The 13974-nt window shown below is 37.6% G+C and carries 13 protein-coding genes; 1 reads left to right on the forward strand and 12 read right to left on the reverse strand.

The features are described 5' to 3' along the window. Positions 1-165: 165 nt before the first annotated feature. From R8923_RS13780 to R8923_RS13815, 8 genes are all read right to left on the reverse strand, one after another. Positions 166-771: an HAD family hydrolase gene (locus R8923_RS13780; protein WP_485873334.1), complete on the reverse strand. Its 606-nt coding sequence runs from the start codon at positions 769-771 to the stop codon at positions 166-168. Between the two features lie 13 nt (positions 772-784). After that, positions 785-1138: a hypothetical protein gene (locus tag R8923_RS13785; protein ID WP_485873335.1), complete on the reverse strand. Its 354-nt coding sequence runs from the start codon at positions 1136-1138 to the stop codon at positions 785-787. Positions 1139-1220: 82 nt separating this feature from the next. Beyond that, positions 1221-2177: a LacI family DNA-binding transcriptional regulator gene (locus R8923_RS13790; RefSeq protein WP_485873336.1), complete on the reverse strand. Its 957-nt coding sequence runs from the start codon at positions 2175-2177 to the stop codon at positions 1221-1223. Between the two features lie 66 nt (positions 2178-2243). Next, positions 2244-3587: a hemolysin family protein gene (locus R8923_RS13795; RefSeq protein ID WP_485873337.1), complete on the reverse strand. Its 1344-nt coding sequence runs from the start codon at positions 3585-3587 to the stop codon at positions 2244-2246. Between the two features lie 109 nt (positions 3588-3696). Beyond that, entirely contained in the window at positions 3697-4395 is a 699-nt protein-coding gene (locus R8923_RS13800; RefSeq protein ID WP_485873338.1) for an NAD-dependent protein deacylase, read from the reverse strand. A gap of 116 nt (positions 4396-4511) precedes the next feature. Next, complete coding sequence (locus R8923_RS13805) at positions 4512-4853, reverse strand: hypothetical protein (protein WP_485873339.1); 342 nt, start codon at positions 4851-4853, stop codon at positions 4512-4514. Continuing rightward, on the reverse strand, positions 4850-5494 hold the full coding sequence (gene fsa / locus R8923_RS13810) for a fructose-6-phosphate aldolase (RefSeq protein WP_485873340.1): 645 nt from the start codon (positions 5492-5494) through the stop codon (positions 4850-4852). Before fsa ends, R8923_RS13805 begins: the two co-directional genes overlap by 4 nt. Positions 5495-5601: 107 nt before the next feature. Further along, positions 5602-6294 carry a Crp/Fnr family transcriptional regulator gene (locus R8923_RS13815; protein WP_485873341.1) on the reverse strand — a complete coding sequence of 231 codons (693 nt, stop codon included), beginning with the start codon at positions 6292-6294 and terminating at the stop codon, positions 5602-5604. 275 nt (positions 6295-6569) lie between these two features. Between R8923_RS13815 and R8923_RS13820 the strand changes: the two genes are divergently transcribed. Further along, the gene (locus R8923_RS13820; protein WP_485873342.1) at positions 6570-8309 is read left to right on the forward strand and encodes an ABC transporter ATP-binding protein; all 1740 of its coding nucleotides are present in this window, start codon (positions 6570-6572) and stop codon (positions 8307-8309) included. Positions 8310-8349: 40 nt separating this feature from the next. Here the strand turns inward: R8923_RS13820 and R8923_RS13825 are convergent, their stop codons facing one another. The 4 genes from R8923_RS13825 to R8923_RS13840 form a co-directional block, all read right to left on the reverse strand. Beyond that, positions 8350-9015 carry an MIP family channel protein gene (locus R8923_RS13825; protein ID WP_485873343.1) on the reverse strand — a complete coding sequence of 222 codons (666 nt, stop codon included), beginning with the start codon at positions 9013-9015 and terminating at the stop codon, positions 8350-8352. Between the two features lie 120 nt (positions 9016-9135). Further along, positions 9136-10095: an O-antigen ligase family protein gene (locus R8923_RS13830; RefSeq protein ID WP_485873344.1), complete on the reverse strand. Its 960-nt coding sequence runs from the start codon at positions 10093-10095 to the stop codon at positions 9136-9138. A 457-nt stretch (positions 10096-10552) separates the two neighbouring features. Continuing rightward, positions 10553-12001 carry a lipopolysaccharide biosynthesis protein gene (locus R8923_RS13835; protein WP_485873345.1) on the reverse strand — a complete coding sequence of 483 codons (1449 nt, stop codon included), beginning with the start codon at positions 11999-12001 and terminating at the stop codon, positions 10553-10555. A 99-nt stretch (positions 12002-12100) separates the two neighbouring features. Continuing rightward, entirely contained in the window at positions 12101-13879 is a 1779-nt protein-coding gene (locus R8923_RS13840; protein WP_485873346.1) for an asparagine synthase-related protein, read from the reverse strand. Positions 13880-13974 lie beyond the last annotated feature (95 nt).

Here is a 13974-nt window from a genome sequence, read left to right on the forward strand (position 1 = left end):
TTTTAGTATACCATTCGAACTGCTTTCAAATTGTGACTACTTTGTGAATTTTTTTGGCCTTTACGCATTAAAAACATACTAAGATAAGAGGCAAGACCACAGCTGTGGTCTTGCCTCTTATCTTAGTATGATAGAATGAAAGTTGTAACGACAGAGGTTGCGCCTCTATATATGCATCAAAATTTCTTCTGGTGTCTCAAAAATAAATTCGGCTTTTTCAAACCCTTCTTTTGATTTGGCTCCCCAAAGTGCGAGACCAAAATGAGCACCGGCAGCGTGCGCACAGGCCATGTCATACGCGGAATCGCCAATATAAATGACGTCGGAAGGTTTTAAATTCAGCATTTCAATATTTTTAAGCAAAGGTGCTGGATGAGGTTTATGTTCGGTCGTGTCGCTCGCGCAAACAATTGCATCAAAGTGATGATCGATGCCAAACGGATAAAAACCTTTTTCCATTTCCACCGCATTTTTGGATGTGACAACGCCACTTTGCGGAATCGCTTCGAGCGCCTCTTTTATGCCTTCAAAAATTTCCACCTCATGAATGAGCGATGCTTCGCGTTCCACCCATTTCTCAAAAACTTCATCTTCGTCTAAAATATCAAGTTGGGCGAGTGCTTTTTTGCCTGTTATCCCTAAAACAAAACGCAATTCATCTTGTGTATAGGAAAGTCCTTCTTCATGCAAAACAGATTGAAGAGAATGTAAAACCGCTTTTTCCGTGTCTAAAATTGTACCATCAACATCAAAAATAATCGCTTTATACATTTTTATTCCTCCTTTACTTTGCAAAAACATAATGATGATGCGGTGTATATTTGCTGCGCTTCATACGATTTGGTTCTTGCATGCCGTATCTTTCAGCCCGAAGTTCATCAGCAAATGGTTTCAATTTGTTTGTGCTATCTGCAATTTCAAATCGAGTATTATCACAAGAAAACGTTAAATATTGCCCACTTTTTTCTGGAACAAGTGCAATGTTCCGTAAACTCGCAAGCGGATATGTGTGACGTTTCCCTAAACCATAACTATAGTTTTGCTCAAAGACTAGATAATCACGCTCCACATAAAATTCTCCGTACTGATATTCCATACCAATTCCTGAATAAACCTTGCAAATGCCTGACACAATCATTATTTCCGCCCCCTTCAAAGTCTCTACCTAAGTTGTACATGATGAAACGGGTTTCATGTCAAGCGTTTTCAATTAAAATTTTTCAGACTGATTTTCGAACAATTAGAGTATGCTCAATTCGCTCTTTTCTTACTTCTTTTGAATAAAATATGGAAAAAGCCGTTTCGCCTAATTTTTTTAGATTGTGGTCGAGCGTTGTAAGGTCAAGCACGAGTCCAATTGGCAAATTTTCTTGCCCTAAGATAGCCAAGTCTTCTGGCACACGAAGACCTTTTTCGCGTGCATAGACCATAATCCCCGCCGCGACCTCATCGCCATTTGAATAGATCGCATCTGGTTTTATGCCACGTTCTTCAAAAAAATATCGGGCAGCCGCTATGCCGTCTTGAACTGTGTAGCAATCATTCAAGGCATATTCTGCCGCTTTTTTTTGGAACACTTTCTCAAAAGCACTCATTTTGTGTCGCGTACTAGGGCTTATGCTTCTAGCACGTCCATTCGTAAAACAGACGTCACGATATCCTTTTTCCTTCAAAAAAAGAAAGCCTTCTTCGTATGCTTTTGCGCGGTCGATGTAGGCACACGAAAGCTCAGGGATATCCGTTTCCTCGCTCACAACGATGGGGCCATACTCTGCGTACTGCCGAATCAGCTCCAACGTGTTCGCCCGGGAGGCAATGATAATCCCGTCAACCTGTTTTGTTTTTAACATCATCAAATATTTTTCCTCTGTTTTCGCGTCATATCCAGTTGGAAAAAGCGTCACCGAATACTTTTTTCCAAAAGCTGCATCCAAAACGCCGTTTACAACCTTATCAAACCACGGATGATCATTATAAGGCAAAATCACACCAACTGTGTTTGTTTTGCCAAGCGCCAAGTTTGTCGCGCTTCGGTTTGGTATGTAGTCAAGTTCCCGCATCACTTCTTGTACACGCTCTCGCTTTTCGCTCACTACATATGGATGATTGTTTAAAACGCGTGACACAGTCGTCACTGAAACTCCCGCCCGCCTTGCAATATCCTTAATGTTTGGCATTTTATAGCTCCCTCCTATACAAAAAGCAGGACAAATCGCCCTGCTTCTGGCAAACTTAGTAAGCCATCATGTTTCGCTCGGTGTTTCTATCTGACCTTCTTGAACGGGGTTAACTTCCACGCGAAGTGAAATAAGACGAGCGTCTTTAATTTCAAGCGCTGTAAACGTAAACTGTTCATATTCTGCCACTACTTTTTCCCCGTCGTTTGGAATACTGCCTAGAAGCGTGAGAACAAATCCAGCAATAGTATCCACGCCACGAGCAGGAAGTTCCACGTGAAACATGCGACTAAAATCATCTAACGCAAGCATCCCGTCAAGCTCATAAGTATGGTCATTTATTTTTACAAATTCATTTGTTAAATCATCATATTCATCGTCAATATCGCCGACAATTTCTTCTAGTAAATCTTCAATTGTAATGATTCCCGCAACACCACCGTACTCATCCATTAAAATGGCCATCTGATTACGTGTGCGCTGCATATTTTTAAGTAAATCATCAATAAACATTGTTTCTTGTGCAAAGTAAGCTTCTTTTACCAGTTTTTTAACATCAACATGATCAAAGCCAACTTTTCGAGCCTCTACAAAATAGTCTTTTAGGTGCAAAATACCATAAACTGAATCCTGATCTCCCATATAGACAGGAATTCGCGAATAGTTTTCCTCTAGCAATAAATCACAAATTTTTTCTGGTGGAAAATTCACATCAAGCATAAAGGCATCTGTTCGCGGTACCATCGCTTCACGGGCATATTTATTATCCAGTTCGAATACACCACGTAACATGCTGAGCTCTTCTTCCTCAATAACACCGTCTTTTGTACTCGATTCCATAAGCATTTGCATTTCTTCACGCGTCATACGGTCATCTTCTACCGCATCCGTCATACGCGTTAATTTCACAAGCGCATTTGTCGAAAGCGACAATAATTTTACGAACGGGCGAAGGACAGTTCCAACAACACGAATGGGTCCAACCGAAAAGCGAGCAATCGTTTCAGATTTTTGTAAGGCAATTCGCTTCGGATAAAGCTCACCGAATACTAGTGTAATGTAAGAAAGAATAACCGTGACGATTATTATCGACATTTCTTTAGCAAATGCCCCGCCGCCTAAATAGGATTCAAAACGAGTCGCAATGCTTGTCGCTGCCGAAGCACTTGAGAAAAAACCAGCAAGCGTTATACACACTTGAATTGTCGCTAAAAAGTTACTTGGATCTTCAATCAGCGCCATAAGTTTTTTCGCTTTCTTATCACCATTTTCAGCCTGGTTTTTAATCCGACCTTTATTTAATGATACAAGCGCCATCTCTGCCGAAGCAAAAAATGCATTGAGTAAAGTTAACACCAAAATAAGTAATAGTTGCAAGATAATCTGCTGACTCTCGGGGTCAGGTGACATGTAGCCGTCCACTCCTTATAAAAAGAAAATTTTGACTGAGAAATACTCCCAGTTACTCAAATTCTACCACGCTCTATCCTTTTGGTCAAAACTGCGCGCTTCATTTTCCTTAAAGCCTTCCAAATACTTGCAGCGCATCCGCCTGAATCATTTCAATCGGCGTGGCGCTCTGAATCGCCTCCTTGTTCACTGCAAAAACCGGCACCGCATTATTTCGATAATCAATTAAATTGCAAAATGGACTTACTCGGAAACTCGTTCCCACAATGACAATTAAATCCGCATTTTGCATTGCTGAAACAGCACCTGAAATTACATCTTCAGAAATTCCTTCGCCGTATAAAACGATGTTTGGACGGATTTCACCGCCGCAATCCTCATGAAAACGCGATTTTAAATATGACGCAGCAGCAATCGTTGCCCCGCAATTTTGACAGTAGCAATCATAGAGGTTGCCATGAAAATCAATTACCTTTTTAGAACCCGCTTTTTCATGTAAACCATCAATGTTTTGTGTAATTACCGTTATCTCTTTATCCCGCGCTAGTTCAGCCATCTTCATGTGTATCCCATTTGGTTTTGCCTTCGGATAATACAAGTTTTCCTTCACAAATTTATAAAATACTTCTGGTTCACGATGTAAACAAGTAACACTCAGTAAATACTCAGGATCTTCATACCCTTTGTACAACCCGTCTTTCGAACGATAATCTGGTATCCCAGAAGGCACCGATATGCCCGCCCCCGTCAAAAACACAATTTTTTTAGCAGTAAAAATAGCCGCCTGAAGTTGCTTGACATTTGCCATCTTCAAAACCTCTTTTCTCTCGTAAATTGTTTCATTAAAAATAGCCAATCATCTAAATTTAAATGATTGGCTATCATTATATCATTTTTTTTGGCTACAAAAGTTCATTTTATAGATTATAATTTACTGATTGGAATCCAGCCGGCCATCCCGTCCTCATTGACGCACCACGCAAAGCCGTTTAGTTCGCGATTACTTTCGACCTTATCGCCTGGTTTTACAGCGAGCTCACGCGCTGAGTAGTCTTCAGAAACGGTAGCAGACTTTCCGCTTTCATCCCAAATAAGTATTTGTTTTGGTATATAGCCTTCTAGACCATTTGCCTTTACTTTGCAGAAAATCCATCCTGGGTATTCTTCATCTTCTTGAAAAGTCCAAATCCCTTCATTTTTATGAGCAAAAAGTGGGTTTGTCCGTGTCATACGATGTTCTTTTTTCACAAGATATGTGCGATTCATTTTTTTGCTGCCTCATAATCTGCTAAAAATTTCTGAATCCCTGTGTCTGTAAGCGGGTGTTTTAGCATCTGTTCAAACACTTTGTACGGAACTGTAGCAATATCTGCCCCTGCTCGCGCACACTCGGTAACATGGATGGGGTGTCTGATGCTTGCCGAAATAATTTCCGTTTGAATATCATGAACAGCAAAAATTTCAGCGATATCGCGAACTAATTCTAACCCGTCCTGACCAATATCATCAAGGCGCCCTAAAAATGGCGACACATAGGTTGCGCCTGAACGCGCCGCTAGAAGTGCCTGTGCTGCTGAAAAGACAAGCGTGACATTCGTTTTAATCCCTTCGCCGTTTAACACTTTCACAGCCGCCAATCCTTCGTCTGTCATTGGAATTTTCACAACCATGTTTGGATGAATTTTTGCAATTTCACGACCTTCAACAACCATTTTGTCTGCTTCAAGACTTACCACTTCACCGCTAATTGGACCATCTACAATAGCCGTAATTTCCTGAATCACTTCACCAAAATCGCGGCCTTCTTTTGCGATTAACGACGGATTTGTCGTCACCCCAGCGATAAAACCCATTCGGTTAGCCTTTTTAATTTCCTCCACATTCGCCGTATCAATGAAAAATTTCATGCCAATTCCTCCTTCATTTAAAACGCTTTCAAATTACGGTTCCATTATAACGCAAATTTTACAAAACAAAAAAAGATACAGCTTGTCACATGCTGCATCTCAATCTTCTACAATTTTGATTTATCCAAAACTAATAACGGTTTTGGTTTATTACGAACAATTCCTTCTTTAGTTAAAGCTTGAATTGTGCACGCGACATACTCGCGAGATGTACTTGTGTAACGCGCCAAAACTTCCTGAGTAATTTCTTTCGGCAAAATAATACCATCTTGTGAAAAAGTTCCAAGCTTATTCGCACACTGGAGTAATGCTTTTCGAATCCGCTCTTCTTTTTTATAAAAGCTTAATTCCGAAAACTCTCTTGATTCATTTATTTTAATGCCCATTTGAGCTAAAATGAAATTGCGCTTTGGATCAATCTCTTCAAGAATTTCACTTAAAAATTTGCTGTCAACTTCCATGACTCTTGCCTTCCCAAGACTTTGAATACAAACTTTTGATTCAGAGCCATCTGAAAATATATGTTGCAGGCCAAATGTATCTTCTTTCTGCAAAAAGCGAATAATGGCCTGTTTTGATGATGCTCCGTGTGCTGTTTTAGCCTTTCTTTGAATGAAGACACCAAAATAGCCCTCTAAGATAAAGTAAACTTTCTTTTTACCTTCGTCTATGGTTTGGAGAACATCTCCTTTTTTGGTAGAGAAAACTGAACAATTTTCATTGTACCTCGGATGCTCATAACAAATTTCTAATAAATTTTTCAACTCTAAGTTAACATGTTCGGTTTTAACAGAAAACATAGGCCCTCCTTGTAAACGCTTTTAGTTCTATAAATTATAACATACTTAAATTGGCGCAATGTTCTGATTATACAAAAATTTATTAAACTATCGTGAATTAAATCACTTTATTAGTCGATAAATCTATATTTATAGCTGATTTTAGACGAAAAATGACCAATAATGAATTATTTGTGACAATTTTCCACTAACATTTCTTAAAAAATTACCACTTAAGCATGACGCGCTGTATAAAACTTCTCTATATAATAGAACGGGAATGGAGGAAAAAATACATGAATAAAAAAACTATTGAAACGACTTACACATGGAGCAAATTTTTTAGCCTTCTCGGTTCAGTAAAGCCAGCAAATTGGATTATTGGTCTAGCTTTAATCACAAGCATCATCACAACCATCGCTGGACTTGTTGTACCACTTTTTACAAAAAATTTCATTGATGGCTTTTCGTTATCACAAATAAATGGCAGTTTGATTGCTATCATCGTCGCTGCATTTGTTCTTCAAGCAATTGCAAATGGCTTCTCTGTCTTCTTACTTAATTATATGGGGCAAAAAATGGTCGCTACCATTCGCACTCGTTTATGGAACAAAATCATTCATTTGCCAGTTCCTTATTACGATAATACGAAAACTGGTGAAACAGTGAGCCGAATGATTAACGATACTGTTTTACTTAAAGAACTCATTGCCGACCACTTACCACAATTTGTTACAGGGATTATTTCAGTAATCGGTGCTGTCACCATTTTGCTTTTTATGGACTGGAAAATGACACTCGTTATTTTAATTGCCGTTCCTTTTACCGCACTAATCGTAGCGCCACTTGGGCAGCGAATGTTTAAAATTTCAAAAGGACTTCAAAAAGAGACGGCTGACTTTACAGGTATGATTAGCCAAACGTTGTCAGAATCACGTTTAGTGAAGGCTTCAAACGCGGAAGACTTAGAACAAAAACGCGGTTCAGAAGGTATAAATCGTCTGTTTGGATTTGGTATTCGCGAGGCAAAAGTGATGTCCGTCCTCGCTCCGCTAATTTTCTTTGTCGTCATGGGGGTTATTGTGGCCATCATTGGTTATGGGGGTATTCGCGTTGCTTCCGGGACGCTTTCAACCGGAACGCTCATCGCCTTTTTGCTTTACTTGTTTCAGATTATTGTACCCGTCACATCATTTGTCACATTCTTCACGCAGCTACAGAAATCAAAAGGAGCCACCGAACGTATTTCACAAATTTTAGAGCAAGAGAGTGAAGAACTTCAAAATGGTGTTGAAGAAGATATTTCGGGTAAAAAAGTTCATATTGAAGATGTGTCATTTGCCTATACAACTGGTGACACCATTCTTGACGGCATTAACTTTACGGCAAACCCGGGTGAAGTCGTAGCTTTTGCTGGCCCAAGTGGTGGCGGGAAGTCGACCTTGTTTGCCCTGTTAGAACGTTTCTACGAGCCTGCAACTGGCGCGATTTATGTTGGCGATACACCGCTTACAGCGATTTCGACCAAATCTTGGCGCTCCCAAATTGGCTACGTCTCACAAGAAAGCGCCATGCTATCAGGTACCATCGCAGACAATTTGACTTATGGCTTAAACCGTGAAGTAAGCGAAGACGAATTGTGGACCGTCACCAAATTAGCTTACGCCGATGAATTCATTCAAAAGTTACCGGAAAAACTACAAACTGAAGTAGGTGAACGCGGCATCAAACTTTCTGGCGGGCAGCGACAACGAATTGCGATTGCACGTGCTTTCCTCAGAAACCCTAAAATTTTAATGCTAGACGAGGCAACAGCGAGCCTAGACAGCCAGTCCGAACAAATCGTACAACAAGCGCTTGCGAATTTAATGGCTGGTCGGACAACTTTCGTTATTGCACATCGTCTGTCAACCATCGTATCGGCAAACCAAATTCTTTTCATTGAAAACGGGCGAATTACAGGGCGCGGAACGCATGCCGAACTAGTTGAAAGCCACCCGCTTTATGCCTCTTTCGCCGAACAACAATTGCAATAAAAAAAACCGCAAGACATGCTTTGCGGTTTCTTTTTTAGACTTAATTTTCTTCGCTATTAAATGCAAATTTACTCACAATAGCTGCAAGAGCACCACCAACAATTGGCGCCACGATGAACAGCCAAAGTTGCGAAAGGGCTTCGCCGCCTGCAAATAATGCTGGTCCAATACTTCTTGCAGGGTTCACTGATGTTCCTGTTAATGGAATACCTAATAAGTGAATTAAAACGAGTGTTAAACCGATAACTAGACCTGCAAACGGTGCGTTTCCATTTTTCCCTGTTACAATTAAAATAACTAAAACAAAAACGAAAGTTAGAATAGCTTCTACTAGAAACGCTCCTGAAGCGGTTAAATTACCAAAACCATTTTGCCCCAAATTTGTAGTGGCTAAGTCTGAAGAAATTAAGAATGTACGTAGTGTTAGTGTTGCAACAATGGCACCTAAAATTTGTGCTACTATGTATACTACCAAATCTTTTACAGATAAACGTTTATTGACAAACATTGCGATAGAAACAGCCGGATTAATATGACACCCAGAAATGGTTCCAATACTATATGCCATCGCGACAATCGATAAACCAAACGCAAGCGCAATGCCTGGAATACCAATACCTTCGATTCCACCACCTAAAACAGCAGTCCCAGTACCAAACAACACTAAAACAAAAGTTCCAATAAATTCAGCAATTGCTTTTCTCATCTCTTTCCCTCCTTTCCAATTTAATCAACATGTTTAAAAATACCATAAATTCACCTAGAAAGATATGGATAAGTTGTGTATTTTTCAAAACAAAAAAGTAGCCTTCTAAAAAAGCTACTTTTAAGGTTTAGCAATATCCATTTTTGTTCGCATTTCATCATCTTTTTTACTGCCCGAAAGAACAATCCCCGCACAAATCAAGCCAAGGAATGTTGCTGACATGGCCGAAAATAGAACATGCCCAACGAAAAAGATATAAATTAATGTAACGACTAGGGCAAATGTATAAATAGATTTCATTTTGCGTTTAAAAGCTTGGGAAATAAAATATAGCATCATAACAATGAAAAGAATTGTGCCAATAAGCCCCATGCTGAAAAATAAATCAAAGAAATCCATTTCAACGATGCCTAAGCGACCAAATTTCTCAAACCGATACTGGAATCCTTGCCCGCCAAAGAGGGTGAACTTAAAGTTTGGATCATTAAAAAAGAGTTTGGCTGCGCCTTCTAAAAAGACATTTCTAGAACTAAAAAGTAAGCGAAATAAGTCTCCTTCGTACACTCTATAAAAATATTGCATGCGCGTAACCGATCCTGATACAAGCTCAGTTGCAGATGGAATACCTTTAAAAAATATCCAGATTACCGCAAAAATGGCCGATAACCATACAAACGCTCTTTGAATATTCGAATGATAATGTTTTTTAAAGATTACTCGAATTAAAAGGTAAATGACAGTCAGAACCGCGTATACAACAACCGTTTTTGTCGCCAAAAGGAATAGGCTTACCACATTTCCAGCAAAAAGCAAGAGTAAAAACAGTACCTTTTTTCCCCATCTTTTTTGCAACTCTTTAATAAGGACATGTGTAGTCATGGTTAATGTAATAATAAGCGCAAATGAAATTGAGTTTTGTTCAAAGAAAAAGCCTTTATATCCCGCACCTGCTGTTGAATAAGTTTGACGCCCAACGCCTAAAGTATATGGGATTAAAAGTTCAATGGAAAGCAAAAAGCCGAGTGCAAGAAATATATTTTCGAAATTTATTGTTTTGAAAATTTCTCTTCGTTGATACACATAATAAGGTATTAGCACCCATAAAAAATATTTTATATACACGGAGAAATCCGCGAACATAAATGATGCACTAGTATTCAGGAAAATTCCTTGCAAGAAAAACATCAACAAATTTCCGAGTATAAAGAAAATGGTTAAATAGGTATAATACGTTTTTGGAAGTTTCTCAATTATGATCATGAAAACTAAGAATGAAAAGTAACCAAAACGATAGACAACACCTACTGGAGTAGATGTACCAGCTGCTAGGAAGAAACCATTTATCATATCTATAATTGGGCAAGCCACGGTTAGTATTATAAAAATATATACATTTAGAGGTCTTTTTTTAATGGTGATTACATCCTTACATGTTTTTATTTTTATCTGTAAATTTTCCCATTCTCAGTATAAAGCAAAGCACTTTTACTCACAATATGACTTTACTCTAAAATGAAGAGTCTACAGCCATTTGCACTCACCCCTTTCGCGCAAACGACCCTATAATACCCATTAGTTTCTGACACATTATTTTCACAGTGCTACGATACACCAATGAAATTATGATAAATATCGCAATTCCTATGAAAAAAGAACTCCATACACCCTCGGCAAAAGTCGCATAAAAAGCATATCCTACAAGCATGGCAATACTTGCATATAATTGAACTAACTTATAACTCACCTTAAAGTGCTTTAATGAAAAGTAAGTTCTTAGTGAAAAGAACACGATATAAGATAAACCCGTTGATATCGCAGCACCAGTCGCACCAATATAAGGCACAAGTAATAAGTTGCCGGCAATACCACATAAACATACTAAAGCTACAATAAGAATATGCAATTTTGTTTTTTTATAAAAATTGATACCTACCACTGTCACTTCTGAAATCGTATATAGTACCGGAACAAAGACTAAGAACGGCATAATCTGTGCGGCACCACCATATTCACTGCCAAGCAAGAGTACAATAACATCTTTAAACATAATTACTAACACCGCGATAATAAGCATTGCATAACTTACCACTACTTGCATGTCTCTGAAAAAGTGCGTATTACTCGGATTTTCCTTAAATTTCTCGTAGCTTAAAGGCACCCAAAATGCAGTAAAATTAAGTTGCAACGTATTTAAGATTGTTACAATTTTAAAAGCTGCAGAATATAAGCCGATTTCAGTATAGTTAGACCAATGTTTGATTGCAATTCGGTCAATGGATTCAAATAACATCGTCATTAAAAGTGTAATCATTAGTGGAACGCCGTACTTCAAAATATCAGATGAATGGCTTTTTATTTTAAGACTTCCTTTTTTAAAGAAATTCCAAAACTTATGTTCCACTCCGATAATAACAATCGAAACGACTGCCATACTAAACATATAGGCATAAATAATAACTTCAAATTGATTTCCTAAAAAGAAGGCAAACATCAAAATTCCAGCAAACTCAAGCGATTTACTCAAAATAAGTTTAAAGGAAAACACTTTACCTTTTTGCTGCATTCTAACAACTACGGACGCATACGTGTTGATTATTCGCAAAAAGGCATAGAGAATAAGTAATAACACGAGCCAAAAACTTACATAGGAAAAGATAAAACTCGAAACATCTTTATAAAAAATCAATACACCGACTGATAAAACTAGAAAGGCAGCCATGGATAGCTTTAAGCACATCAATAATAAATACTTTCGCTTATCTTCTTCTTCTTCATAAAAAAATCGATTAAAACTCTGGTCAGCGCCTAATAATGCCACAGCGCCTAGTATTTCAGCTGCAAGCAAAAACATAGACACTTTACCAAATTGATCTGGCGAAATTAGTCTAGTTGCAATTGGAGTACTAATGAAACCAATAATAAGTGCTATCCAGCTTCCAACTGAAATTGATAAAAATTTATTTAAAATGCTGTTACTTTTTTTCATACCTAGATGTCCTCTCTGCAATATCCCTTCAAGCAAACTTCGAGATAAGCAAACAACAAGTTGGATACAACAATTGATACCGTTAAAGAATATATGAAATTATTCCATATACCCTTCCATAATTCTCAAAAACGCCATAAAGCTAATAATTTGGTCTTTTTCCATTGAATTTCCCGACTCAAATGCAACTTTACAATCGTTCCTCAATTCTTCATCTTTAATTAAATGGATATTTTTCTTAAATGATTCTTGATAAAAACGGCTTAATTCTGGATTTATTTTTGCCCAGTAGTCAATCGGATTCATATGATTTTTTGAATTCAATTTCAAACCAAGCTTGATTTTCAAAAGTTTAACAAATGCAGCTGGAATACTCGTCCAAGGAATGGATACACCTTTAACCGTAATTAATTTCCGACTAATCTTCCCTTTCACTTTATCGTAAACAAAATTAGCTGCTTCTGGATAATATTTATTAATCCATTTAATGTAAATGCTATGCCCCGTCCGGTATTTAAACGGCATGGTCAGAGCAAATGACATAAACTCAACATCCGTATACGGAGAAATGGCTTCAGTTGTTTTAAGAAATGGCTTTAGTCCAATAAGATTACCAGTAAAACCACGATTATACAGTTTAAAAATCTCTTTATCGTTTAAATGAACGGAATTCTCTTCCGTATATTGAACTTTCTCAATCAATCGAGTCGAATTCGCACCTGCGCCAGGATGGAAGTCTTCTTTTCTACCTTTTTCATAATACGTCCCTAATATCGCACCGCCTAAATGACCCGTATGAACAATACCAAATTGATCCATGTTTAAAGTATTAGCCATGCTAAGCGTTGGTGTAATACTACAGCTTTGGCATCTGCCACCTGAAATCTTAACCGCTTCTTCAAAGTATTTATACAAATAAATCCCATTATCAAGCGACTTGAAAATCCACTCATTTTTTAGTTTGCCTGCCATTTGCTTAGGAATCGTTTCATCCATATAATCCGTTTGCGAAAAAGTATAGCTTAAAGTGTTTGTATAGCCCATATCATGCGCAACCCAAGTTGTCATTCTTGAGTCTAAACCGCCACTTAAAGCCGCTATATGCTTGTAGCCATATTCCTTATCCTTATCAAAAGAACGCTTAACAGAATTTCTAAAGAGCTGATTAATTTTAGCCATTGCCTCTTCCTCTGTCATATCAATTGGTGTATTATCAATTTCAAAATAACACTTTTTACTAATTCCTTTAGCTGAATATTGCAAATAATGTCCTGGAGTTAAACGAAATACTTCTTCAAAAAGTGTTTCATTACATAATGTATAGGAATGCGTAATCATGCTATACGCCGCATTTTTATTTAACTTAAACCTCTTCCCCGTATGCTTATGAATCAATTTCATAAGAACATCCACATCGGTACCAAAATACAAAATATCTGCTTGTTTATCTAAATAATAAAAGACTTCTTTATTTCCAATATGGTTCGTATATAGATTAAAAGTATTGGCTTTTTTATCTAAAAACACTCCTGAAAAATGACCTCGAAACTCATCAAAGAATGCTTCAGCTCCAAGCTTCGCCATTTTCTTTGTTAAGGAAAACATATCCCCATTTTTAATTTCATATTTTCCCATTAAATCAATCTTATTTAAAATTACTCCATCAACAATACAAAATGTTTCTTCATCTTGAGAGAACGTTTTATCATTTTCAAATTTTTTAACTGTATTTCTAAAAAAACGACCATACAAATGAGGTGCGTTTATTGTCTTTTTTTCTTCAATAAGGTTATCGTTTGTATCAAAAATATCATAGATTTCAATATCATTTTCCAATGCTATTTCTTGATTTGAAATAAATCCAAAAAAACCTGGCATATTAGGTTGACCTCTTTTCTTTAGCGGTAATAATTAACCTTGTGTTAAAATATACTACGCTGTATAATGCTTGTCAACGCGATTAAGCCCTTATA

This window comes from Listeria tempestatis, assembly GCF_963575625.1.
Taxonomy (GTDB): Bacteria; Bacillota; Bacilli; order Lactobacillales; family Listeriaceae; genus Listeria; species Listeria tempestatis.

What these genes read in the sequence shown, in the direction of transcription:
- R8923_RS13840 (WP_485873346.1), bottom strand. Translation starts at nt 13,879, where the DNA reads ATGCCAGGTTTTTTTGGATTTATTTCAAATCAAGAAATAGCATTGGAA.
- R8923_RS13800 (WP_485873338.1), bottom strand. Translation starts at nt 4,395, where the DNA reads ATGGCAAATGTCAAGCAACTTCAGGCGGCTATTTTTACTGCTAAAAAA.
- R8923_RS13835 (WP_485873345.1), bottom strand. Translation starts at nt 12,001, where the DNA reads ATGAAAAAAAGTAACAGCATTTTAAATAAATTTTTATCAATTTCAGTT.
- R8923_RS13825 (WP_485873343.1), bottom strand. Translation starts at nt 9,015, where the DNA reads ATGAGAAAAGCAATTGCTGAATTTATTGGAACTTTTGTTTTAGTGTTG.
- R8923_RS13820 (WP_485873342.1), top strand. Translation starts at nt 6,570, where the DNA reads ATGAATAAAAAAACTATTGAAACGACTTACACATGGAGCAAATTTTTT.
- fsa (WP_485873340.1), bottom strand. Translation starts at nt 5,494, where the DNA reads ATGAAATTTTTCATTGATACGGCGAATGTGGAGGAAATTAAAAAGGCT.
- R8923_RS13805 (WP_485873339.1), bottom strand. Translation starts at nt 4,853, where the DNA reads ATGAATCGCACATATCTTGTGAAAAAAGAACATCGTATGACACGGACA.
- R8923_RS13795 (WP_485873337.1), bottom strand. Translation starts at nt 3,587, where the DNA reads ATGTCACCTGACCCCGAGAGTCAGCAGATTATCTTGCAACTATTACTT.
- R8923_RS13780 (WP_485873334.1), bottom strand. Translation starts at nt 771, where the DNA reads ATGTATAAAGCGATTATTTTTGATGTTGATGGTACAATTTTAGACACG.
- R8923_RS13815 (WP_485873341.1), bottom strand. Translation starts at nt 6,294, where the DNA reads ATGTTTTCTGTTAAAACCGAACATGTTAACTTAGAGTTGAAAAATTTA.
- R8923_RS13790 (WP_485873336.1), bottom strand. Translation starts at nt 2,177, where the DNA reads ATGCCAAACATTAAGGATATTGCAAGGCGGGCGGGAGTTTCAGTGACG.
- R8923_RS13785 (WP_485873335.1), bottom strand. Translation starts at nt 1,138, where the DNA reads ATGATTGTGTCAGGCATTTGCAAGGTTTATTCAGGAATTGGTATGGAA.